This is a genomic window from Pseudomonas sp. GW-45, assembly GCF_056896675.1.
This window is the reverse complement of the sequence record NZ_CM167674.1, coordinates 2,210,283-2,232,630: the sequence shown is the minus strand read 5'-3', so window position 1 is coordinate 2,232,630 and position 22,348 is coordinate 2,210,283. Positions and strand designations below refer to the sequence as shown.

The following is a 22,348-nucleotide window of genomic DNA, read 5'->3' as shown; positions in this document are numbered from 1 at the left end:
GTGCTGTTGTGTGGCCAGCGATGCCTTAGTCGCGCACGCGGCGAATGGCGTCCAGCCAGCCGTCGTATAACTCATCGCGCTGTTCTTCGCTCATCTGAGGACTGAAGGTGCGCTCGCAGGCCCAGTGCTTGGCGATGTGCTCCAGGCTGTCGAAGATGCCTAGCTGTAATCCTGCCAGGTACGCCGCGCCCAACGCGGTGGTTTCGGTCACTTCTGGACGGTCTACGGTCACGCCGAGGATGTTCGCCAACTCCTGCACTACCCAATTATTGATCACCATACCGCCGTCTATTCGTAGCGCGGCGGTACTGTGCGCGCCATCGGCAGTCATGGCATCCAGTAGGTCACGGGTCTGGAAACAGACTGACTGCAGACCCGCGGTAACGATCTGCGCGATGCCAGTATCGCGGGTCAGGCCGAATATGGCGCCACGGGCGGCGGGATCCCAATAGGGTGCGCCCAGCCCGGTAAAGGCTGGGACCAGATACACACCGGTATTGCCACCGGCTTCGCGTGCCAACGCTTCAGTCTCACCGGCGTTTTGGATCAGCTTGAGACCGTCGCGCAGCCATTGAATTGCCGCACCAGCCACAAAAATACTGCCTTCCAATGCATAGGTGGTCTCGCCGTTCAAACGGTAGCCAACGGTCGTCAGTAGACGATTTTGCGATCGCACCGGTTGCTTACCGGTGTTCATCACCATAAAACAGCCGGTACCGTAGGTGCTCTTGACCATGCCGGGGGCGAAACAAGCCTGGCCTATCAACGCCGCTTGTTGGTCGCCGGCGATCCCGCATACGGGGATGCTGGCGCCGAGTACCGCAGGGTCTGTGGTGCCGAAGTCGGCAGCGCTGTCCATCACCTCCGGCAGCAAGCTGGCGGGGATATCGAGCAGGGCTAGCAGTTCTTTGTCCCAGCTTTGCTGATGGATGTTGAACAGCATGGTGCGCGATGCGTTGGTGGCGTCAGTGCGGTGTACTTTGCCGCCAGTCAGGCGCCAGAGCAGAAAGCTGTCTACTGTGCCAAAGCGCAGTTCACCGCGTTCGGCACGCTCGCGTGCGCCTGCAACGTTTTCAAGTAACCAGCGCAACTTGGTAGCAGAAAAGTAGGGGTCGATCAGCAGGCCCGTGAGCTCGGTTACCTTATCTTCGTGGCCGGCGGCTTTAAGCTCAGCGCAGAAGTCGGCGGTGCGACGGTCTTGCCAAACGATAGCCCGGTGCAGCAACTCGCCGGTTTTAGCATCCCAGAGTAGGGTGGTTTCGCGCTGATTGGTAATACCGATTCCGGCAACTTGTTCGGCGCTGATACCGGCCTTTTCGAGTACTTCACGGCAAACCGCCAGGGTGCTATTCCAAATATCTTCGCCGTCGTGCTCTACCCAGCCGTCTTGTGGGAAGTGTTGAGCAAATTCTTGCTGCGCAGTGAACTGGGGTTTGCCTTCGGCGGAAAAAAGTATCGCGCGGCTGCTGGTCGTGCCCTGGTCGATGGCGAGAATTGGGTTGGCCATAGCGCTGAAATCCTGTGGTTGTCGGTCTTGTTATACGAGTGTGCGCTCAGTCGCGGCAGAGCTCATTTAGCTGCGCGCTGGTGTGCTGGCGCAAATCATCGGCGGTCAGCTCTATTTCCAACCCACGGCGCCCGCCGCTGATGTACACAGTAGGCCAGTTTGTTGCGCTGGCATCAATAAAGGTGCGCAAGCGCTTCTTCTGCCCCAGTGGGCTAATGCCACCGACAAGGTAACCGGTGCTCCGCTGGGCTGCTGCTGGATCGGCCATGGCTGTTTTCTTTACCTTGGCCGCCGCAGCGAGCGCCTTCAGGTTGAGCTTGTCGCTCACGGGCACCACAGCGACCAACAGTTCGCCGGTCTCCGTTGCGGCCAGCAAGGTCTTGAACACGCGGCCGTGTACCAAACCGAGCTTGTCAGCCGCTTCAGTGCCGTAGGACTCGGCCTGTGGATCGTGGGTATAGCGATGCAGCTGGTAGCTGACGCGGGCTTTGTCGAGTAATTTTGTCGCGGGAGTCATGGCGCTTCACCAACGGGTAACGGGCCACAGATTAAACTGCGTAACGGGCTACGCCAAGCTGAGTGCTGGTTATTCGTGTGGCGCTTGCGGGCGGCGCGGCTACGTTGTAAAACAAGCGGGCGCGGGATTGCGCAGGTTTTCGGAGATGTAGATGTTGAAGCCCCATCCAGAAGAGCGTCGTATTGCCCGACCTGCAGGGCAAGCCCCGATATACGATTTGGTGGTTATTGGCGGTGGCGTGAACGGCGCAGGGATCGCCAATGATGCAGCTGGTCGCGGGCTCTCTGTACTGTTGTGCGAACAACATGACCTTGGTTCGCATACGTCCTCCGCCAGCAGCAAACTGGTGCACGGCGGGCTGCGTTATCTTGAGCACTATGAGTTCAGGCTGGTGCGCGAGGCGCTGGGTGAGCGCGAGGTCTTATTGAATAAGGCCCCGCACATTATCTGGCCGCTACGTTTTGTGTTGCCACATAGGCCCCATCTGCGGCCGCGCTGGATGTTGCGTGCCGGATTGTTTCTTTACGATCACCTAGGCAAACGTACTACCTTGCCGGGGTCCACCGGCGGCCCGCTGAACGGCCAAGGGCCGCTCAACCCCGAGATCAACTACGCGTTTGAGTATTCCGATTGCTGGGCCGATGATGCCCGCCTGGTGGTGCTCAACGCAGTGCAAGCGGCCAGCCTGGGCGCAGATATACGGCCTTACACCTGCTGCGAGTCTGCGCGCCGTGAGGGTGATCTTTGGCAGGTCGACCTGCTGGTAGGTGATGACGTCCGTGAGACCGTGCAGGCTCGTGCACTGGTGAATGCTGCAGGCCCTTGGGCCGCACGAGTGATGGAACGGGTGGTGTCCACGCGCTCGCCCTATGGTGTGCGCTTGGTACAGGGCAGCCACATTGTGGTGCCACAACTTCATCACGGGCGTCAGGCCTATATTCTGCAGAATGAAGATGATCGCATCGTGTTTGTGCTGCCCTATGAGGGCGAGTACTCATTGATCGGCACTACCGATGTCGATTTTCAGGGTGACCCTTCTCAAGTGCAACCGACGGAGGAAGAGATCGACTATCTGTTGCAGGTGGTTAATGCGCACTTCAAGCGGCAATTGAAGCACGCAGATATCCGCCATCGATTTTCCGGTGTTAGGCCGTTGATCAGCGATGCCAGTGAAGACGACCCCTCAGCGGTCAGCCGTGATTACAGCCTCACGCTGGAAGGTGCGCCAGGAGAAGCGCCGTTGCTAGCGGTCTACGGTGGCAAACTGACGACTTACCGACGCCTTGCCGAAGCGGCTATGGAGAAGCTCAAACCCTGGTTTCCTGCGGCCAACCCGAGCTGGACCGCGCGATATGCCTTGGCGGGTGGTGACTTTGAGTCGCATGACAGCCTGAGTGGTGAATTGAAGGCTGAATATCCTTGGCTTACCGATCAGCAGATTGAACGTTTCGTACACTGCTACGGCACGCTGAGTCGGGTTTTTCTGCGCGGTATACGTTCGCAGGCAGATATGGGTGAGCAGTTTGGCGCGGGGCTAACGGAGCGCGAGATCAAGTACTTGCGTGAACGTGAGTGGGCGCGCGACCTTGAGGCGATTCTCTGGCGGCGGACCAAGTTGGGGCTGCATTTGAGTGCTGAGCAGCAAGCGCGGCTGCAGGCGTATTTACTGGAATTGGCGGGTGAGATTTTAGCGGTGTGACTTGGGGATTGTTAAGGTGGGCATGGCCAAGCATGCCCCCCTAAACTCGCCTAAAGCCTACAATGCTGTCGATCTGCGTCACAAGTTTGCTTCACACTCCATGTTGAAGCGTTAATCACTGCGCTTGGCACTAACCCCTTCAAGCGTCGCAAACGACGTATCCTTGGCCGTCAGCAAAAAATCCTGCAGGTAAGACATCTCCAGCATGTCTTCACGCACGGCCGCGTAAAGCGTGCCGAATAAACCCTCTGGCCCTAGTTTGCGAGCGCTGACGTAACCCTTGTTCAGATATTCGGCCATAGCCCAGTTAGGCAAACAACAAACGCCCCGGCCGGAAGCAACCAGCTGCATCATCATTACCGTCATCTCAGCTGTGCGCAGGGTCGCGGGTTCGATACCGGCAGGGTCGAGAAATTGTTTGAAGATGTCGAGTCGCTCGCGGTCCACGGGATAGCTGATCAGGGTTTCACTGGCCAAATCCTCAGGGCGCACGTAACTCTGGCCGCTCAGCGGATGCTGATTACTCACGGCCAAGAGCGCTTCGTAAGTGAATAGCGGTACATAGCTGATGCCGGCGATATCCAGCGGGTCTGAGGTCACTACCAAATCGAGATCACCGCGCGCCAAGGCTGGCAGCGGGGCGAAAAAAAAGCCGGAGGCAAAATCCACTTCAACATCGGGCCAGGCATTGCGGAACTGGTCAATGGTTGGCATCAGCCATTGAAAGCAACTGTGGCACTCAATCGCCATATGCAAGCGCCCGGCCTGGCCACCGGCTAAGCGCTGAATATCTCGTTCGGCTTGGCGCACTTGCGGCAGCACGTTGTCGGCGAGGCGCAGCAAGCGCAGCCCAGCACTGGTAAAACGCACCGGTTTGCTCTTGCGCACGAACAGGCTCATGCCGAGCTTTTCTTCTAAATCTTTCAGTTGATGTGACAGCGCCGATTGCGTCAGGTGCAAGCGATCCGCGGCTTCCACCAAACTTTCGGCTTCGCGCAGGGTAGCAAGAGTGCGCAGGTGGCGAATTTCCAGCACGGCAGTGGCCTCTGTCTGTATGAGTAGAATTGAACTATAGCATGAGAAAGATGAGTTTGATTCAGCAGGGCTCGAGGCTCAGCATAGCGCCATTGATTCATATACAGGAGAACATCATGGCGCTGGCACACAATCTGGGCTTTCCTCGCATCGGCAAGCAACGCGAACTTAAGAAGGCACTTGAAGCCTATTGGGCAGGCAATAGTGATCTGGCAACGCTGCAAGGAGTTGGTCGCGATCTACGCAAAACCCATTGGCAGTTGCAGGCTGACGCCGGCGTGCAACTCCTACCAGTAGGAGACTTTGCCTGGTACGACCAAGTGCTGACCCACAGTTTAATGGTCGGAGCGATACCGCCGCGCTTTGAAGAGAATGCAGCGCCCAGCATGGACACCCTGTTTGCCATGGCGCGCGGTGTGAACCATGCAGGCAAGAGCACCTTCGCCTGCGAGATGACTAAATGGTTCGATACCAACTATCACTATCTTGTGCCTGAGTTTACTGCCGAGCAAATCTTCAGTCTGCAATGGACCCAGTTGTTTGAAGAGGTAGCTGAGGCGCAAGCGCTGGGCCATGCGGTTAAGCCAGTGGTGCTTGGCCCGCTGACGTATTTGTGGCTGGGTAAGGTCAAAGGCGAGAGCTTTAATCGTCTGGATTTACTGGAGCGGCTGTTACCCGTTTACGATCAGCTGCTAGAGCGTTTGGCAGATCAGGGTGTGGAGTGGGTGCAGATTGATGAGCCTGCGTTAGTGATGGATTTGCCACAGGAATGGAAAGTAGCTTATGAGCGAGCCTATAACCAACTGCAACGCGCCCCGGTAAAACTGTTACTGGCTACCTATTTCGGCGGCCTGGAAGACAACCTTGGCCTCGCTTGTGCCTTGCCGGTAGACGGTTTGCACGTGGATCTAGTGCGCGCACCGGATCAATTATTGCTGCTGCTCGATCGCTTACCCGCATACAAGGTGTTGTCACTCGGAGTTGTTAACGGCCGTAACATTTGGCGTGCTGAGCTGACTGACCTCCTGGAGCTGCTGCGTAGCGCCGAGCAGCGTTTGGGCGAGCGCCTCTGGGTTGCTCCCAGCTGTTCATTATTGCACTGCCCGGTGGATCTGACGCAGGAAGATCAGCTAGACGCGGATCAACTGAGTTGGCTGGCCTTTGCACGGCAGAAAGTAGAGGAGGTCGGTTGTCTGGCGGCTGCGCTCAATCGTTCGACGGATAGAGATTGGGAGGCGGAACTAGGCGCTTCGGCAGCGGCATGTGCGGAACGTCGCAGCTCCGCGCGTCGACATAACCCGCAAGTGACGGCCCGCCTGGCAGGCGTTACCGCAGCACAGGCTAAGCGTAACTCGGCGTATCCACAGCGGGCGGCGGAGCAGCAACGCAAACTGAAGCTGCCCTTGTGGCCGACCACCACCATCGGCTCCTTTCCGCAGACCAGCGAGATCCGCGCCAGTCGCAGCGCTTATAAACGTAAGGAATTGAGCGAAGCGGACTACGTTGCTGCCATGCAGGCAGAGATCGCAGCGGTAGTTCGTGAGCAGGAAGCGCTCGGGCTGGATGTGCCGGTGCACGGCGAAGCCGAGCGTAATGACATGGTCGAGTACTTTGGCGAGCAGCTGGACGGTTACCTGTTTACCCGCTTTGGCTGGGTGCAGAGCTATGGCTCACGCTGTGTGAAACCGCCGGTGATCTTTGGTGATATCAGCCGGCCCAAGGCGATGACTGTAGAGTGGACGCGCTACGCGCAGAGCCTCACCGAAAAGCCCATGAAGGGCATGTTGACCGGTCCGGTAACCATTCTATTCTGGTCTTTCCAGCGCGAAGATGTCACCCAGGAAACCAGTGCACGGCAGCTGGCGTTGGCCATTGGTGATGAGGTGCGTGATCTGGAGCAGGCCGGTATTGGTATTATCCAGATCGACGAGCCGGCTTTCCGCGAAGGCTTGCCGTTGCGCAAGGCTGCGCAGCCTGCCTATCTAAACTGGGCGGCTGAGGTATTCCGCCTGAGTTGTGCGGGTGTAACGGATGAAACGCAGATTCATACCCATATGTGCTACAGCGAGTTCAACGACATTCTGGGTTCGATTGCCGACATGGATGCAGACGTAATTACCATCGAAACCTCGCGCTCGGACATGGAGCTGTTGGACGCTTTCGGTGAGTTTGCCTACCCCAACGCGGTAGGGCCGGGTGTGTATGACATTCACTCGCCACGCGTGCCCGACCGCGAAGAGATGCTGCGCCTGCTGCGTAAGGCGGCGGCCGTGGTGCCAGTGGAGCGCTTGTGGGTTAACCCGGATTGCGGTTTGAAAACCCGTGGTTGGCCCGAAACCCGCGCGGCTTTGGCAGCGATGGTCGGCGCTGCGCAGCAGTTGCGAGCGGAGGCGAGCTGACCGGCGGCAGCGGTTCTCCTGTGTTTTGCTTCAACCGGAACGCTGCAGCCTGTAGAGTAGCGGCCGGTTAACGAGCGGGAGCGCGTCATGCAAGAACTGTTGCTACATTGTCGTCCAGGTTTTGAAGGGGAAGCTGCCGCAGAAATGCAGGAGCTATCAGCCGAGCAGGGTATCGCTGGCTACGCTATCGCACAGGATGGCGCGGCCGTGGTGCGCTTTGTCTGCCCGCAGGCTGGCGATGCCGAGCAGCTGATGCGCGCCATTCGCTTCAGTCACCTTATTTTCGCTCGTCAATGGGCGGTAGGCAGTTGGCTGGACGTTGACCCTGAGGATCGCATTACCCCGATCATCACCGCTTGTGCGCAGGGGCCGATTGCCTCCGAGCTCTGGATGGAAACCGCCGACACCAACGACGGCAAGGCCTTGGCTGCCTTGACCAAAAAGTTGCGCGCGCCGCTCGAGCGCTCGCTCACCAAAACCCGCTTTGTGCGCCCCAACAAAACCGATCTGCCGCGCCTGCATCTGTGCTTTGAGAGCGGGCAGCGTATTTTTGTGGGTTGGTCCTGGGCAGATAACGCCGCGCCCTGGCCTATGGGTATTCCCCGTTTACGCGTTCCTAAAGATGCGCCTAGCCGCTCGACGCTCAAGCTCGAAGAGGCGTGGCACCATTTTATTCCGCGTGACGATTGGGATAGTCGTCTGAAGGCCGGCATGACCGCAGTAGATCTCGGCGCCGCGCCGGGCGGCTGGACCTGGCAGTTGGTTAATCGCTTGATGAACGTGATCGCCGTCGATAACGGCACCATGGATCGCAAGCTGATGGACAGTGGGCAGGTGGAGCACATTCAAGCTGATGGTTATATGTACAAGCCCAAGCATATGGTCGACTGGATGGTCTGCGATATTGTGGATAAGCCCGCCCGCAGCAGCGCGCTGGTCTCCAAATGGATTGGCCAACGGCTGTGCCGTGAAGTCATCATCAACTTCAAATTGCCGATGAAGCGCCGTTATCAGGAAACCATGCAGTGCCTTGAGCACATCCAGTTCGCGCTGGATGAGGCGGGCATCAAGGCGGAAATATCCTGCAAGCAGTTATATTCCGACCGTGAAGAGGTCACCTGCCACGTGCGCGCTACCCCACGGGGCTACTGACGCGGGGCTTGATTAAACGGCAGTTGAACTTAGAGCGGTTCGAGCAGGGTAATGCGCTCTTGTTCCAGCAGGATCGGTGCAAAAGCGCCGATGCTGTCCTTGCGCGCTGCTGACTTTTCCCAGCGCTCCCAGGAATGCCGGTTCTGCCAGGTCACCGTGATAATGCGATGATTTGATTGTTCCAGGTCCTTGAAGGACTCTCCGGAAATGAATCCCGGTGACTGAATCGCCGCAGACAGCACTTTGCGCGCGACTTCTTCATAGGGGCCTTCCAGGCCTTCTGCAATAACACGTTCAATCAACACTTTGATCATTCATCATCCCTTACTGTGGACGGGTGTAGGAGTATCGTCTTTTCGACTTGCCTTGTACCACTACCGTAAGTGTTGGCCCTGCGCGCGCGTCTGGCAAGCGCCAACTGAATTCTGGATAATCGGTACTTTCTTCCCGGGGCTATGATCATGACTGAGCAAAACACTCCTCCAATGCTGGATACGCAGGGCCTGATGTGCCCGGAGCCGGTGATGATGCTGCACAATGCGGTACGTGACATGGCAGTCGGTGAGCTGTTGCAAGTGTTGGCTACTGACCCTTCAACCCAACGTGATATTCCTAGATTTTGCGCTTTTTTGGGGCATGAGTTGGTGGAGCAAGGGGAAGCTGAAGGTGTGTATCGCTATGTGATTCGCAAAGTCGGCTAGTGCGCACAGCTTTAGATATCAGGGCCAGGGCGCCGACGTGGTCTGAATTTTCTGTGTCTGAGCACCTTGGTTATATAAAGAAAGTGGATTGATAGGTTGCCGTTGGTCGCGGTTAATTACCCTGAGTTGCACCTGATGGATGGGTAGTCCATGATTCTCAATCGCAGTTTCTGCCATTTGGCCATCACCTGGTCTATTCGCAGTCAAGTAAGGCCCTTGTAAAAAAGCCAACTACCTATAATTTTGCTCAGTATCTCCCTATCGAGATCTGTTTCTGGTTGCCTCCCGCCTTCGTTGGGACGCACCGTGTGTTTTTTAATATGGCTTTTTCAATGCGTGCTCAAAAATTCAGCTGGTTCGGTTCGTGCTTTATTGCGGGTGTTTTATTCGTCGTTTTTGCCTCCGCGTGGTGGCTTCATCCGCAACATGTTATCTCGGGTTTTGCAGTCTCGGCTCCGGCCAATGATCCACTCGTTGCTGCAGCTCAAGAACCCTTCTACCGCAGTCGATTTGCCTCTTCTGATCTGGAAGAGTTTGTTCATTCTTCGTCGCTGGCGCCGCTTCCCTCCGGCGCGCTTATGGCGGTCTGGTTTGCCGGCTCACGAGAAGGCGCGGCAGACGTGCAGATTCGCGCTTCACGTTACGACCCCAGCTCAGCGGAGTGGGGCGATGAGTTAGTACTCGCCACCCGTGATTCCACCAGCAAAGCTACACAAAGACATATCCGTAAGTTGGGTAACCCAGTTATTGCCCTGGCCCCGGACAACCGACTTTGGCTGTTCTACGTGTCAGTATCCATCGGCGGCTGGGCGGGTAGTGCGATCAATGCCATGTATTCTGATGATCTTGGCGAAAACTGGTCTTCACCCAAGCAGTTGATTACCACCCCTTTTCTGAATATCAGCACGCTGGTGCGCAACGCGCCGGTGTTTCATAGCGATGGCACCATCGGCTTGCCGGTTTATCACGAGTTTTTAGGCAAATTTGCCGAGTATCTGTATATCAGCCCGGAAGGCGAGGTGGTGGATAAAAGCCGCATCAGTAAAGGCAATCATTCGCTACAGCCTACCGTGGTCACCATGGGCGAGCAAAACGCAGTGGCGCTGTTGCGTTACGCCGGAGAGACTCACCACAAGGTATTGGCGAGCCGCACAGACGACGGCGGGCAAAGCTGGAGTGAGCCCTATCCGGTAGATCCGTCTAACCCTAACTCGTCGCTGGCGGCCGTTTCCATGCCGAATCACGGCTTGCTGGTTGCCTTGAACGATCTTGAAGACGGACGTTTTCGCTTGCGACTCATGGGCACCGACGCAGGTCTGGATTCCTGGAAACCAGTCATTGACCTGGACGAGTCGCCCGATCCGCTGGGTCATCCGTTCAGTCCTGAGGTGTATCGCGAGATCATCGGCAACAAGTTTCAGCTCTCTAGCGGGCCGCGGCGTCAGGCGCTGGTCGAGGAGTTTCTGACCAACCTGGATCAGCGTGTGTGCAGCGCCAATGGCTGTGACTTCGAGTATGAGTATCCTTATTTCATCAAGAGCGTCGACGGCCTCTATCACCTGGTTTACTCATGGAACAACACCTTCATTAAACATGTGACTTTCAATGAGTCCTGGTTGACGGGGCAATTATGATGGCTGATCTGTGGTTGTCGCATCTGACGTTGGCACTGCTTGCGTTTCTTCTTACGCCGGGCTTTGGTCTTGGCGCTGTATGGCAAGCTGGTCGCTTGATGGTATTGCTGGCCCTTAGCTTTGTACCTATAGAGGGCCTTTCGCTGGCCGCTTATACGCATAGTTTTACCGGCGATGCGGCGATCACTTCATTGGTCGCTCTGCTGTATTTGTCTGGGGTACGGGTTGGGTTTGTTCCGTGTATGGAACGGGCAAGGTCAATACAGATAGTCGTCGTGATGGCTGCCTTAGGACTTTTCCTCTATCCCGCGACGTTGGGGCTCTCCTACTTTGATCCCTATCGGTTGGGATACCAGCCGCGTCATCTGATCCTTTTTATTGGCGTGATCGCCTTCGCCTTGCTGGCGCTGGGTAACCGGCTGGGCGCTTGCATGCTCGGTTTTGCCACTCTGGCCTTTAGCCTGGGCTTTAAGTCTTCGCCCAACTACTGGGATTATCTAATTGACCCCTTCATCGCCTTGTATAGCTGTGTGGCTGTGATTGGGTACCTTGTCAAGATGGCTAGGGCCGGCAAGTCTGCAAAGCGTGAAACCAGGTTGCCCGCCCAAGCTTGAGGATGTGGCAGTGGTACTTTCTCTGTTCGATAGGTTGAGGTTTGGAATGATGGGTTGGCTTCACTCGCGGCGTTTGCATTACTGGTTTGGTGCGGTAGCGATCTTGTTTGTTGTGCTGGCAGTATTGCGGGGAGTGTTTTTTATTGGCTTCTCGGGGTTTGAACTCAGCGCATTGGGTGATGTTGATACTATTCCGGAGACCCTGGGTATAGGTTTACGCTTTGACCTTCGCTTGGCGATCCTGCTGATGCTGCCGGTTGCCGTGCTCGCTTGGCTACCCGTTTGGAACCTCACACGCTCACGGACTCTGCGTTGGCTGGCGCGGTTGTACCTTGTACTGGCCTTGGCCGCGGTGTTTCTGATCTACATTTTTGATTTTGGTCATTACGCCTATCTGGGTGTGCGCCTCAACGCGACCGCATTGCGTTTTCTTGAAGACGCGCAAATTTCCACCGATATGATCTGGCAAACCTATCCGGTTATCTGGATTACGCTCGGATGGTTGCTAGCGACCGCGCTGGTTAGTTGGTTGTTGCTGCGTCTTGAACGGGTAACGCTGGACCGTGCTGCAAAACCGATTAGCCGTCTTTCGCTGGTTTGGGGAAGCGTCCTGATGGTCGTGTTGGTGTTCCTGGGTCTTCTGGGGCGGCTCGAGAATATTAATCTGGAAAACCCGGTGCCGCTGCGCTGGAGCGATGCTTTTTACTCGGGCGATAATCAGGTCGCAGCGCTGGGCTTAAACCCGGTGATCTTCCTTTACGATACCTTGAAAGTGCCACACAAGCCCTATGACCGGGAACAGGTTGCCGCTCACTATGACGCGGTCAGCCGGTATCTGGGGGTTGATCAGCCTGATGCAGAGACGCTGAGTTTTATTCGTCACCAAGCTCCGCAGCCTTACGCCGTTGCTGCTAGCCAGCCACCGAACGTTGTTTTCATTATGCTTGAGTCATTAGGCACCAGTGCGGTAGGCGCCTATGGCAACCCGTTGAACCCAACGCCCAACCTGGATCGGCTGGCCAAACAAAGCTGGTTTTTCGAGCACTTTTACGTGCCGGTTACCGGCACCGCAAAAACGGTGTGGGCCAGTATCTCAGGGGTGCCCGACGTCTCGCGTGAAGAGACCTCTACACGTAATCCATTAATCACCCGCCAGCACAGCTTGATCAATGCATTAAAGGGCTACGACAAGTACTACATGATCGGCGGCAGCTCCGGCTGGGCCAATATGAACGGCCTGATTCGGCAAAGTATTGATGGTGTTCAATTGCTTGAGGAGGGCGATTGGAACTCACCCTTGGTGGATGTGTGGGGTATTTCGGACCTGAGTCTGTTCAAGGAGAGCGATCGCATCTTGCGCGCGCAGGCTAGCGGCAAGCCGTTCTTTGCCTATATCCAGACTGCCGGCAATCATCGGCCGTTTACTATTCCAGCGGAAAACGACGGCTTTGAGGTGCGGGACTTGCCACTGGAAGAGGTGCAGAACGCAGGTTCGCGCACGCTTGAACAATACAATGCCGTGCGCCTGCTGGATTTCAACATCGGCCGCCTGATGGAGATTGCTAAAGAGGGTGGTTGGTACGACAACACAATCTTTGTGATGTTTGGCGACCACAACACGCGCATCAGCCAAATCCCTCACTTGCCGCCCGCCTTTGAAAAACTGGGGCTGGAGAGTAACGCGGTGCCTATGTTGATCCATGCACCCAAACTGCTGCAGCCAAAAGTGATTGGAGAGGCCGTTGGCCTAGCCGATCTCCTGCCAACCGTGTTGGGTATGGTGGGTATGGCATTTGATAACGGCGCGATGGGTCGTGATATCCAACAGCCTGCCCCAGAGGGAGAACGTGTGGTCCCGCTCGTGCTGCGAGAGGGTACGTTCCCGCTGATCGGCGGAGTGACCAAAGACTTTCTGCTGCAGATGCAGCACGATGGCACTCAGCCGACATTGCATGACCTTGCATCGCAAACACCCTTGGACGATGTGGCTGACCAGCATCCTGAGGAGTTTAAGCGCATGGAAGAGTTGACGCGCGGGCTGCATGAGACCTCGCGATTGATGCTCTACCAGAACGTCCGAAAGGATTGATTCGCCCAGCGGAGGAGTGGGGGCTTGAGCCTTCAGCCCTCTGTTGTTGTTTGCCAACCGCTTTGCCCTGGTTGTGACTCGCATGCGCCCAGCAAGTCTTGCCAGGCCTGCGTGTGCTTTGTCAGCGCAGCCTGATACTCCTCCCAAAGACTGTTTTGTTCGCCGGCCAGGCGATCCAGCGAATGTGCTGTGGCATCTGGAATGTTGGGCACCGCGCGCAGTGCAATCACAGCCTCGGCCCAGGGCTGCCCCAGGCGTTGTAGCTGCGCCAGGTAGGGTTGGATCTCACCGGCATAAAACAGCACAAACACGTTCAGTAGAATCTTTGAGCGGGCAGAGGGCGCCTGCATGGGGCAAAGCAGTCGAGAGTCTGTCGCCTGCAGCATTTGTGTGGCTTGCTGCAAGCCGTGGGTGGTTTGCGCAAAGCTGGTGATCAGTTGGCTGCTGCGCTGGCTTTGCTGCAGCGCTTGTAACAGTGCATCAATGTGCGCTCTGTCTGGCGGTAATTGCTGGGGTAGTGCAGCGCCAATTTCAGTCAGCTTTCTCAACGCTGCAACGGCGTCCTGATCTGTTATTTGGCTGCTACTGATGGGTAACGGTTGATTGGCAAAGCGCAGATAATCTTCAAACTCCTCGCTGGCGTTCAAAGCATTCCAATAGGTTGCAGACAGGGTGGCGCGTTTGCTGGCTGCGAGGGCGGTCAGTTGCTCGCCAAGCGCTGGTTGATCCTCTTGCTGGTTGAGCAGGGTGGTGCAATGTTCCAGCGCCCTCAGCAACTCGCCATCATAGGCAAGTCGATGACTCCAGGGCATGACCTTGCCCAGCAGGCTGTTGCGTTCGCTGATGCGTTGCTGCAGCAGGCGGCAGTCGTTGGTATCCACAATCAGATCGAGCAGGCTAATACGCAGTGGCGGAATATCGATCATTCGCTCGCGGCGCGCAGGGAAGCGGTAATCGGCGAGTTGGTCGGGCTCGAATGGCTGCCATTGCTGCTGCAGTACGCGTGCAATCCGGTCGAGGTAGTTCTGCATTTGCCGCTCAGCCTCAGGCGCGCGCTGACAGCCTGCTAATGTAAGCAGCAAAACTAGCAGTAGAGTAACGGGCGTGTGGCTCGGGAATGCAGGCATGCGGGCAGTATGCCACGCATGCCGCTACAACTGGATCAGTGGGTGGCGCTATACGGGGTGCCCGTTGACGACAGCAGCGGACGTAGTTTTTCGCGTTTACCCACAACCGATAGACGCAGCCTGAGGAACAACGCCGCGCTACTCAGGCCGATGATCAACCCCATCCAGAAGCCCGCCGGGCCGCGCGGTGGGCCAAGCCAGTCGCTGATACCCAATACGTACCCGGCAGGCAGGCCGATCAGCCAATAGGCAATCATGGTCAACAGCATCGGTATGCGGGTGTCTTGAAAGCCCCGCAATGCGCCCGCACAGGCAACCTGGATGGCGTCTGAAAACTGGTATAGCGCAGCCAGTACAAAGAGGCTTGCGGCCAACTCGATGACTTGTGCGTCCTGGGTGTATAGCAAGGGGATTTGCGCAGCAAAAAAGTACATGCCGGCCGCCGCGATGGTGGCAAAACCCAGTGCAACCACCGTGCCCACCTTAGCGGCGAAGAGTGCAGCGCGCGCTCCGTTCCGTCCCAGGTTGTGGCCCACCCGGACTGTAATCGCGAGCCCAAGACTAAATGGCACCATAAAGGCCAATGAGGAAAAGTTGATCGCTACCTGATGGCTGGCGACCACGATCGCGCCCATGCCGCCAATCAATAGGGCAATCACACAGAACATGCTGGTTTCTGCGAATAGCGCGATACCGATAGGTAAGCCCAAGCCGAACAATTCGCCCTGGATGCGCGCCTTGGGCCAATCGAAACGATCAAATAATCCGCACTCGCGGTAAGTCGGTGAGCGCTTGAGGTGAATCAACAGGCAGAGCAGCATCGACCACATCACCAAGGCCGTGGCGACCCCGCAACCCACGGCGCCCATGGCCGGAAAACCGAGTTTGCCGTACACCAGTACATAATTGGCGGGTACGTTGATCGCCAGACCGATAAAGCCTACCAACATCGCTGGTTTGGTTTTCGAGAGGCCGTCAGATAAACCGCGTAAGGCGAGCATAATGCCCACTGCCGGAAAGCCGAGCGAGATAGCCAGCAGATAGTCCAGGGTGGTCGGAATTAGCTCATCGCCGATATTCATCACTATCAGAATCGGGCGCGTCAGATTCAGAAACACTGTGCAGGCCAAGCCGATGAAGAGCCCAAGCCAGACGCCCTGACGCACTAACGGCCCGGTGTCGGCCAGGCGACCAGAGCCGCTGCTGGCGGCGACCTTGGAGGTGATAATCATCATCACGCCGGTAAGAAATAGCAGGGTGGGAATCCAGAAGGAGTTGCCCAAGGCGACGGCGGCCAAGGCTTCGGCGCTGACGCGGCCCGCCATGGCGGTATCCACAAAGCCCAGCAGGGTATGTGACAGCTGGGCCGCCACGATAGGCAGCACGAGTACGATCAGCGCCCGCAACTCTGTTAGAATGCGCGGCCCGTTGAAGCGAGATGGTCTGCTGATCATTACCGAGTGTGCCTTGGGGAAAAGCGCTTCATCCTATCAACTTGCCAACTATTGTCTACCAGCCGATGCAACATCATTGCGACGATCTTGTAAGCCTGTTTGACCGCTGTTTTGCGGTTGATTTCAATACCCGGTTAGTGGGCGGCAACCCTGAGCCTGAATACCTGCCGGCGGGTGTAAACAATAGCGCTCATCGTATTTTATTTACCCGTGATTACTTCCGCAGCGCGCTGCATGAAACGGCGCATTGGTGCGTGGCTGGCGCAGATCGACGCTTGCTGCCGGACTTTGGTTATTGGTATGCACCCGACGGCCGCACGGCGGACCAACAAAGGGTGTTTGAGCAGGCAGAAGTAAAACCACAAGCGCTGGAGTGGATATTTTGTGCTGCCACCGGGCACCGTTTCGACGTGAGTACCGACAACCTCAGTGGCGAGGCGACAGACCCTGAACCTTTCCGCGCCAAGGTGCATGCACAGGCGTTGGCGTATCTGGATGCTGGCTTAGCCGAGCGCCCCCAGCGCTTTGCTTTAGCCTTGCTGGCTTTTTATCGGCCTGGTATGCAACTGAATGCGCAGCTGGTTATCTGAGTGACTGCACCGGCGCGGCATGCATTGAACCTTATCAACGTCTGTTGCGGTCATTAACGCGGCAATAGCCTTCGTTTTAAAAACCGATAACTGATGGGCGAACAATGGACTACAAAGCGTACGAGTGGCGAATTGCTTTCAGCCTGGTTGTATTGTTGATCCTGATTCAACTGGCAGGTTTTTTTTCGATGTTGCAGTCCAACCGCGCCATCGCGATTAGCGCGGTGGAAGTAGAACTGCAAACGGCCAGTCAGGTGGTGACTCGTTTGCTGAAATTGCGTCAACAGCAACTTGCTCAATCAACCGCTGTACTCGCGGCTGATTATGGCCTGCGGGAGACGCTATCAAGCGGTGATCGGCCCACTATCGAGTCGATGCTCGATAATCACGGCAAACGCATCGGCGCCGATCTAGGCGTAGTGCGTGGCCTTGAAGGACGGCTTATTGCCAAGGTAGAACCGGGATTGGACGAGTCGCCCGACGATTTGGATACGCGAAGACTGGTGAGTGAAGAGGGTGGTATGCACATCGAAAGTGCCGACTCCGATGGACAATCCGCCTTTCAGTTCGCCACCGTTCCGGTCATGACGCCACGCCCGAGTGCTCAACTGACGATGGGGTTCGCCGTAGATGAGGCCTTCGTCAAGGACCTTAGCGAGTTGAACGGCTTGGGGGTCAGCGTGTTATCTCGGGGTAAGGAGGGCGACTGGCAAATGCTGGCCAGCACGCTCGATGGCGACCAGAATCATTCGTTAGCCCAGCTTTTGCCCGCTCAACCGGACGATCAAGTACTGAGCGGCCAGCTGCATGGGGAAGAATATCAATTGCTCGCGTTGCCATTGTCGGAGACCCAAGGTGCCGATTTGCAATTGGTGCTTAGCGTACCGTTGCAACGCGCCATGGCGCCTTATCAGCGTATCGAGAAAGTCATCGCGGCGCTGATTTTGGTTGGCTTGGTACTCTCGGCTTTTGCCGTGCAATTAGTTATCCGGCGTTTGGTTGCGCCGCTGAATGCGATGGCGCACCTGGACAGCCTGACAGGGCTGCCCAACCGTCGAGTGCTGGATATGGCATTGCGCCAGGCGGAGTTGGCACGCCAATCCCGGGCCATACCTTACAGCCTGTTAATGATAGATCTGGACCGGTTTAAGTTACTTAATGATAGTTTCGGCCATGCTGCCGGTGATAAGGCGTTGCAGGTAGTCGCAGAACGGCTGCTCGCGTCAGTAAATAAAACGGACATCATTGCCCGCCAAGGGGGCGATGAATTTGCCGTGTTGCTCAATTGCACCGATCAGCCAGCTGCCGAGCGCGTTGCTAACACTATCCTGCAGGCGCTGGCAGCTCCCATCGACTACACCGGGGAATCACTGGATGTGGGCGGTAGCATCGGTGTCGCGGTCGCTGCGCCGGGTGAGCCATTGCCGGCGAGACAACTTATGATTTTGGCAGATAAGGCCATGTATGAAGCCAAGCGCAGCGCGAAGGGCTTTGTCACCACTCGCGCTTAGGCTAATAGCGGTGAGGGACGCACAGCGCCAATCAGGCAAGCTGGCGTACCTCATGCTCGGCGCCGGCCGCACTGTGGTGCTGGCCCTCTGCGAGAAACCCCAGCACGGCATTGCGCGTCTGGCCCCACGCCTCGCGGCTCTCCATGTCTAAAAAATGCCCCGCGCCGCGGACCGTTGCATAGCTGCAATCGGCTAAATAACGGCTGAAGTGGCGAGCGTCTGTTGGGCTGGTATAACGATCCAGGTCGCCGTTAACGAACAAGAGCGGCACATTGATGTTCGCACTGCCTGTCAGGTAGCAACGTGTGTCCTGCGTGAGCACTTGGCTCACGTGAAAGGCCATTTGCTGATACTCATGCTCATCCAGGCTGATGATGTGTCGGAAGTTGTAGCGTTTGACCAGCGAGGGCAGGTGCTCGCCAATCGTTTCGTTCAACAGCAGCCCCAGTTGGCGGCGCTCGCTATTGAGCAGCAGATCAATGCCCGATTCAAGATAGCTGCGCATCGCGCTGTTGATCAGCGGCGAGAAGGCCATGATCACCGCCTTGCGAATGGTCGGTGGGCGCTGCGCCAATGCCAATAATGCCGAGGCGCCGCCCCACGAGAACGACAATAAGTGATCGGCCTCAAAGTGAGCGATCAGCTCCAGCAGTATGCCGGCCTCCTGCTCCTTGGTAATCGGCCGCTGGTTGGCGTTGTAGTGCTTGGATTCACCCGAGTAGGGCTCATCAAACAGCACCACATTGAAATGCGGTTGTAAAAAACGCACGGTCTGTGCGAAGGCGGCCATGGTCGCAAGCGAACCATTGACCAGAATAACGGTGCCCTGTGGAGCAGGGCTGGCGTAGTAATGCGTGTGTATGCGGAACAGCCCTAAAGCTTCAACCACCTGGTGTTCTGGTTTCATATTCCCTGTCTCCGGTCTTGGCTAGACACGCCAATAGCGGCGCGTCATACAGGGCAGTTATCGGCAAAAAAGGCCTAAAGAAACTCAACGCGCCAAGGCATCGTCCGGTGCAGACAATGTTATTTATGGTTATGGCGACAGGGTGGTGAGGACAGTCTCAGGAGCAGCACAATGGGCGTTGTGCGAGTTGTCCGTCGACTCAGGCAGGTCCTGCAAAAGAGGGGTGGTGCCCCCTCATGAAACGCTTAGAATAATGTTTTGACCGTCAAGTCACATCCGGACTTGTTGCGTTTAGTAAAGCAGCGCCTTTAAGTCAGTGCAAGCGCATTCTTACAGTTTATTCACGGCCTGACGCAGCCCGGCTGGACAGCCCGCCAAGCACCGCTGACAATGCCCTCAAACCTCGATTCCGGAAGCTGCTGCATGCGTATTGTTGCCGACGAAAACATCCCCCTGCTGAACGCCTTCTTCGCCGATCAAGGCGAGATTAGCGTCTACCCCGGCCGCGAGATTCGGCGCGAGCACTTAATGCAGGCCGATGCGCTGCTGGTGCGTTCAGTTACCAAGGTGGACCCAGCGCTGCTCGCTGGCACGCCGGTGCGTTTTGTTGGCACCTGTACCATAGGCACAGACCATCTGGATCTGCCGGGTCTGCAAGCGGCGGGCGTGCACGTGTCCAGCGCGCCCGGCTGTAACGCGCGCGGCGTAGTCGAGTACGTACTGAGTTGTTTGCTCACACTATCCGAGCGCACCGGCAAAGACTGGCGCTCACAGCGCGTCGGTATCATCGGCGTGGGTGAAGTCGGCGGGCGTTTAGCACGCACGCTGCAAGCGCTGGGAGTGGATTGCCTGCTCTGCGATCCGCCGCGCGCGGAGCGGGGCGAGGGCGGTTTTGTGAGTCTGGATGAAGTGCTGGCGCAGGCTGATGTAATCAGCTGCCATGTGCCGCTGCAGCAAAACGGGCCGCACGCCACGCGCCACCTGCTGAACGCAGAGCGTTTGGCTAATCTGGCGCAGGGCACCTGGCTGATCAACAGCAGCCGTGGCCCGGTAGTCGATAACCAGGCGCTAGCTGCGCTCTTAACCCAACGGCCCGATCTGCAAGTGGCGTTGGATGTGTGGGAGCACGAACCGCAGGTTGATCTGGCCTTGGCGCGCCTGTGCGCGTTAGCCACGCCCCATGTTGCCGGTTACAGTCTGGATGGCAAGCTGCGCGGTACCGAGCAGATATACCAGGCGTTTTGTGCTCACTTTCAACTGCCAGCAACACTCAGCTTGACCGAGCTGGCACCCACGTCAGGATTGGCGAATTTAAGTTTGGATGAGCAGACACCAGCAGCCTGGGCGTTGGCCCGCGCGCTTCGTTGGGTATACGACGTACGCGATGACGATGCGCGCTTTCGCGCCGCCATGTTGAGCTTGCAGGAAGATCAGATTGCGAAGGTGTTTGATCAGCTACGCAAGCACTACCCGCTGCGGCGGGAGTGCTCACATCTGCAACTAGGCTGGTCGAATAACCAAGCCTTGCACGCAGACTGGTTAGCGGCGGGCTTTAGTGGCTAGCCTGGCGGGGCGCCGCCACCCATTGGCGCTCCAGTTCATTACAGGCGTGTTGAACCATCTGCTCCGTAATAGCAATTTCGTGGCCCTGCTCATCAAGCAGGTAACCACCGGTGCAAGACGACGGATGGATCAGAATTTCGGCACTTTCACGGCAAGTCTGCAAGGCATGTACACTCATGGTTATCTCCCATTATGGTGTCGCTGAATCGTGTCGCTGAGTCCGCTGGCTACCCCTCCCGGTAACCAGCTAAACGCAGGATATGGCAATGGCATGACGGCTTTGTTACAGCGCACAGGCCGCCTGCGCAATCACGCCACAGCGGCAACACGCACTGCATAAACAGACAAAACGGCTATTCGCAATGCAATCAGGTTTCAGGTTAGGTCTCATCATCAATCCCATCGCCGGCGTAGGCGGGCAAGCGGCGCTCAAAGGCTCCGATGGCGTTGCTGAGCAGGCGCTGGCGCAAGGCGTTTTGCCGCAAGCGCAACGCCGCGTCGCCATTGCGCTGGAGCAACTGCTGCCGCTGCGCGATCAACTGCAACTCTTTGCCGCGCCCGGCGCCATGGGCAGCGACCTGTTAACTGAGCTGGGTTTTGAGCACCAGGTGGTCGGCGAGCTGACTAACCCAAACCAGACCAACGCTGATGACACCGAACGCTGCGCCGCTGCCCTGCAAAAAACCGGCATAGACCTACTGCTGTTCGCAGGCGGCGACGGCACCGCCCGCAATATCTGTAACCAGATCAGCAGCAGTCAGTTGGTACTCGGCATTCCGGCAGGCGTAAAGATTCACTCGGGCGTGTACGCCGTGAACCCGCGCGCTGCCGGTGAGTTAGTCGCGCTACTGATCAAGGGCGATCTGGTGTGCCTGCGTGAAGCGGATGTGCGCGACATCGATGAAACCGCCTTCCGCCAGGGCCAGGTCAAAACCCGACACTACGGCGAACTCTCCGTACCGGAAGAGGGTCGTTTTGTGCAGCAGGTAAAGCAGGGCGGGCGAGAAGTCGAAACCATGGTGCTCGACGACATCGCCGCTTGGCTGCAGGAAGAACAAAGCGAAGAAACCGGCTGGATACTCGGCCCCGGCTCCACCAACCTCGGCCTACTGGAAGCCATGGGGCTGCAGGGCACTTTGCTGGGCGTAGACGTATTGCGCGGCGGCGAACTGCTTTTGCAGGATGCCACCGAGCAGCAACTCTGGGCCTTACTAGAGCAAGGCGGCGACTGGCGCATATTGGTCACCGCGATCGGCGGCCAAGGCCATATCCTCGGCCGCGGCAACCAGCAGCTCTCACCCCGCATCATCCGCGCCGTCGGCCTCAACAACCTGCTGGTGGTCGCCACCAAAACCAAACTCACCACCCTGGACGGCAGACCCTTTCTGATCGATAGCGGCGACGCCGAGCTGGACCAACAACTTACCGGTCTGCGGCGCGTGCTCAGTGGTTACCGCGAAGAGATGCTGTATCCGGTGAGCTGGAAGGCGGAGTAGGGCAGAGACGCAGCGCGTTAGAAGATTTGCTTTACCGCACATCGTCATAGCGCTATGTTGGCTTCACGGCAGTAAGCCAGTAAGCAGGAGCCCAAGGATGGCGCGCAGCACTAACCCAATATTCAAATACCAAAGCACAGCGTCTGCCCTAACGGGCCTGATGCTGTTCCGCTCGCGCGCCAATCCCGGCCCAAACGACTCCTATTTTTTAATCTCCAAATCCTTATTTTACTCAGCTGTAAACGCCACCAGAGCGGGACCAGTCCCTCTGAATATGCTGACTGACATGCCATACAGTATGATTGGATTCATGAAATGTGGAAGTCACGCGAATACGTCTTGAGTTTGGGCGG

Annotated in this window: 19 protein-coding genes; 11 read left to right on the top strand and 8 right to left on the bottom strand. The window is 57.1% G+C overall.

Annotated features, from left to right (window positions below):
* Positions 1–25 precede the first annotated feature (25 nt).
* Both glpK and ybaK read right to left on the bottom strand, forming a co-directional pair.
* Positions 26–1,507, bottom strand: a complete 1,482-nt coding sequence (gene glpK / locus AC1XYH_RS10145) for a glycerol kinase GlpK (protein ID WP_483323080.1) — start codon at positions 1,505–1,507, stop codon at positions 26–28.
* 46 nt (positions 1,508–1,553) lie between these two features.
* Complete coding sequence (gene ybaK, locus AC1XYH_RS10140) at positions 1,554–2,024, bottom strand: Cys-tRNA(Pro) deacylase (protein WP_483323079.1); 471 nt, start codon at positions 2,022–2,024, stop codon at positions 1,554–1,556.
* 151 nt (positions 2,025–2,175) lie between these two features.
* On the opposite strand from ybaK, the gene glpD reads away from it, so the two are divergent.
* Complete coding sequence (glpD, locus tag AC1XYH_RS10135; RefSeq protein ID WP_483323078.1) at positions 2,176–3,723, top strand: glycerol-3-phosphate dehydrogenase; 1,548 nt, start codon at positions 2,176–2,178, stop codon at positions 3,721–3,723.
* 111 nt (positions 3,724–3,834) lie between these two features.
* On the opposite strand, the gene AC1XYH_RS10130 is transcribed toward glpD, so the two are convergent.
* Complete coding sequence (locus AC1XYH_RS10130; RefSeq protein ID WP_483323077.1) at positions 3,835–4,758, bottom strand: LysR family transcriptional regulator; 924 nt, start codon at positions 4,756–4,758, stop codon at positions 3,835–3,837.
* A 116-nt stretch (positions 4,759–4,874) separates the two neighbouring features.
* Here AC1XYH_RS10130 and metE point away from each other — a divergent pair, with 116 nt between their 5' ends.
* A complete protein-coding gene (gene metE / locus AC1XYH_RS10125; RefSeq protein WP_483323076.1) occupies positions 4,875–7,157 on the top strand; it encodes a 5-methyltetrahydropteroyltriglutamate--homocysteine S-methyltransferase in 2,283 nt (760 codons plus the stop codon).
* Between the two features lie 87 nt (positions 7,158–7,244).
* The gene (gene rlmM, locus AC1XYH_RS10120; RefSeq protein ID WP_483323075.1) at positions 7,245–8,309 is read left to right on the top strand and encodes a 23S rRNA (cytidine(2498)-2'-O)-methyltransferase RlmM; all 1,065 of its coding nucleotides are present in this window, start codon (positions 7,245–7,247) and stop codon (positions 8,307–8,309) included.
* Positions 8,310–8,338: 29 nt separating this feature from the next.
* On the opposite strand, the gene AC1XYH_RS10115 is transcribed toward rlmM, so the two are convergent.
* Entirely contained in the window at positions 8,339–8,623 is a 285-nt protein-coding gene (locus tag AC1XYH_RS10115; protein ID WP_483323074.1) for an antibiotic biosynthesis monooxygenase family protein, read from the bottom strand.
* 147 nt (positions 8,624–8,770) lie between these two features.
* On the opposite strand from AC1XYH_RS10115, the gene tusA reads away from it, so the two are divergent.
* The 4 genes from tusA to AC1XYH_RS10095 all read left to right on the top strand — a co-directional run bounded on the left by tusA (position 8,771) and on the right by AC1XYH_RS10095 (position 13,347).
* Positions 8,771–9,010, top strand: a complete 240-nt coding sequence (tusA, locus tag AC1XYH_RS10110) for a sulfurtransferase TusA (protein WP_483323073.1) — start codon at positions 8,771–8,773, stop codon at positions 9,008–9,010.
* 332 nt (positions 9,011–9,342) lie between these two features.
* Complete coding sequence (locus AC1XYH_RS10105; RefSeq protein ID WP_483323072.1) at positions 9,343–10,644, top strand: sialidase family protein; 1,302 nt, start codon at positions 9,343–9,345, stop codon at positions 10,642–10,644.
* Positions 10,641–11,258: a hypothetical protein gene (locus AC1XYH_RS10100; RefSeq protein ID WP_483323071.1), complete on the top strand. Its 618-nt coding sequence runs from the start codon at positions 10,641–10,643 to the stop codon at positions 11,256–11,258. The genes AC1XYH_RS10105 and AC1XYH_RS10100 overlap by 4 nt, the downstream gene beginning before the upstream one ends.
* Positions 11,259–11,307: 49 nt before the next feature.
* Positions 11,308–13,347 carry an LTA synthase family protein gene (locus AC1XYH_RS10095; RefSeq protein ID WP_483326349.1) on the top strand — a complete coding sequence of 680 codons (2,040 nt, stop codon included), beginning with the start codon at positions 11,308–11,310 and terminating at the stop codon, positions 13,345–13,347.
* Between the two features lie 32 nt (positions 13,348–13,379).
* On the opposite strand, the gene AC1XYH_RS10090 is transcribed toward AC1XYH_RS10095, so the two are convergent.
* Together AC1XYH_RS10090 and AC1XYH_RS10085 are read right to left on the bottom strand one after the other, a co-directional pair.
* Positions 13,380–14,378: a DUF3080 family protein gene (locus tag AC1XYH_RS10090; RefSeq protein WP_483323070.1), complete on the bottom strand. Its 999-nt coding sequence runs from the start codon at positions 14,376–14,378 to the stop codon at positions 13,380–13,382.
* A 131-nt stretch (positions 14,379–14,509) separates the two neighbouring features.
* Positions 14,510–15,928 (bottom strand): MATE family efflux transporter, encoded by a 1,419-nt coding sequence (locus AC1XYH_RS10085; RefSeq protein WP_483323069.1) that lies wholly within the window; start codon positions 15,926–15,928, stop codon positions 14,510–14,512.
* A gap of 65 nt (positions 15,929–15,993) precedes the next feature.
* Here AC1XYH_RS10085 and AC1XYH_RS10080 point away from each other — a divergent pair, with 65 nt between their 5' ends.
* Both AC1XYH_RS10080 and AC1XYH_RS10075 read left to right on the top strand, forming a co-directional pair.
* Positions 15,994–16,518, top strand: coding sequence for an elongation factor P hydroxylase (locus AC1XYH_RS10080; protein WP_483323068.1), 525 nt, complete (start codon positions 15,994–15,996; stop codon positions 16,516–16,518).
* 104 nt (positions 16,519–16,622) lie between these two features.
* Complete coding sequence (locus AC1XYH_RS10075; RefSeq protein ID WP_483323067.1) at positions 16,623–18,029, top strand: GGDEF domain-containing protein; 1,407 nt, start codon at positions 16,623–16,625, stop codon at positions 18,027–18,029.
* A gap of 31 nt (positions 18,030–18,060) precedes the next feature.
* On the opposite strand, the gene AC1XYH_RS10070 is transcribed toward AC1XYH_RS10075, so the two are convergent.
* The gene (locus tag AC1XYH_RS10070; protein WP_483323066.1) at positions 18,061–18,936 is read right to left on the bottom strand and encodes an alpha/beta fold hydrolase; all 876 of its coding nucleotides are present in this window, start codon (positions 18,934–18,936) and stop codon (positions 18,061–18,063) included.
* Positions 18,937–19,359: 423 nt separating this feature from the next.
* Between AC1XYH_RS10070 and pdxB the strand changes: the two genes are divergently transcribed.
* Entirely contained in the window at positions 19,360–20,499 is a 1,140-nt protein-coding gene (gene pdxB, locus AC1XYH_RS10065; protein ID WP_483323065.1) for a 4-phosphoerythronate dehydrogenase PdxB, read from the top strand.
* Here pdxB and AC1XYH_RS10060 read toward each other — a convergent pair.
* Positions 20,489–20,677 carry a PA1571 family protein gene (locus AC1XYH_RS10060; RefSeq protein ID WP_483323064.1) on the bottom strand — a complete coding sequence of 63 codons (189 nt, stop codon included), beginning with the start codon at positions 20,675–20,677 and terminating at the stop codon, positions 20,489–20,491. The two genes, pdxB and AC1XYH_RS10060, sit on opposite strands and share 11 nt — an antisense overlap.
* Before the next feature lie 184 nt (positions 20,678–20,861).
* Here AC1XYH_RS10060 and AC1XYH_RS10055 point away from each other — a divergent pair, with 184 nt between their 5' ends.
* Positions 20,862–21,995 carry an ATP-NAD kinase family protein gene (locus AC1XYH_RS10055; RefSeq protein ID WP_483323063.1) on the top strand — a complete coding sequence of 378 codons (1,134 nt, stop codon included), beginning with the start codon at positions 20,862–20,864 and terminating at the stop codon, positions 21,993–21,995.
* The last annotated feature ends 353 nt before the right edge of the window (positions 21,996–22,348 follow it).

Bases quoted from the DNA above. Each gene is read 5' to 3' on its own strand.
- glpK (WP_483323080.1), bottom strand. From the start codon at position 1,507: ATGGCCAACCCAATTCTCGCCATCGACCAGGGCACGACCAGCAGCCGC.
- ybaK (WP_483323079.1), bottom strand. From the start codon at position 2,024: ATGACTCCCGCGACAAAATTACTCGACAAAGCCCGCGTCAGCTACCAG.
- glpD (WP_483323078.1), top strand. From the start codon at position 2,176: ATGTTGAAGCCCCATCCAGAAGAGCGTCGTATTGCCCGACCTGCAGGG.
- metE (WP_483323076.1), top strand. From the start codon at position 4,875: ATGGCGCTGGCACACAATCTGGGCTTTCCTCGCATCGGCAAGCAACGC.
- rlmM (WP_483323075.1), top strand. From the start codon at position 7,245: ATGCAAGAACTGTTGCTACATTGTCGTCCAGGTTTTGAAGGGGAAGCT.
- AC1XYH_RS10115 (WP_483323074.1), bottom strand. From the start codon at position 8,623: ATGATCAAAGTGTTGATTGAACGTGTTATTGCAGAAGGCCTGGAAGGC.
- tusA (WP_483323073.1), top strand. From the start codon at position 8,771: ATGACTGAGCAAAACACTCCTCCAATGCTGGATACGCAGGGCCTGATG.
- AC1XYH_RS10105 (WP_483323072.1), top strand. From the start codon at position 9,343: ATGCGTGCTCAAAAATTCAGCTGGTTCGGTTCGTGCTTTATTGCGGGT.
- AC1XYH_RS10100 (WP_483323071.1), top strand. From the start codon at position 10,641: ATGATGGCTGATCTGTGGTTGTCGCATCTGACGTTGGCACTGCTTGCG.
- AC1XYH_RS10095 (WP_483326349.1), top strand. From the start codon at position 11,308: ATGGGTTGGCTTCACTCGCGGCGTTTGCATTACTGGTTTGGTGCGGTA.
- AC1XYH_RS10090 (WP_483323070.1), bottom strand. From the start codon at position 14,378: ATGCAGAACTACCTCGACCGGATTGCACGCGTACTGCAGCAGCAATGG.
- AC1XYH_RS10085 (WP_483323069.1), bottom strand. From the start codon at position 15,928: ATGATCAGCAGACCATCTCGCTTCAACGGGCCGCGCATTCTAACAGAG.
- AC1XYH_RS10080 (WP_483323068.1), top strand. From the start codon at position 15,994: ATGCAACATCATTGCGACGATCTTGTAAGCCTGTTTGACCGCTGTTTT.
- AC1XYH_RS10075 (WP_483323067.1), top strand. From the start codon at position 16,623: ATGGACTACAAAGCGTACGAGTGGCGAATTGCTTTCAGCCTGGTTGTA.
- AC1XYH_RS10070 (WP_483323066.1), bottom strand. From the start codon at position 18,936: ATGAAACCAGAACACCAGGTGGTTGAAGCTTTAGGGCTGTTCCGCATA.
- pdxB (WP_483323065.1), top strand. From the start codon at position 19,360: ATGCGTATTGTTGCCGACGAAAACATCCCCCTGCTGAACGCCTTCTTC.
- AC1XYH_RS10060 (WP_483323064.1), bottom strand. From the start codon at position 20,677: ATGAGTGTACATGCCTTGCAGACTTGCCGTGAAAGTGCCGAAATTCTG.
- AC1XYH_RS10055 (WP_483323063.1), top strand. From the start codon at position 20,862: ATGCAATCAGGTTTCAGGTTAGGTCTCATCATCAATCCCATCGCCGGC.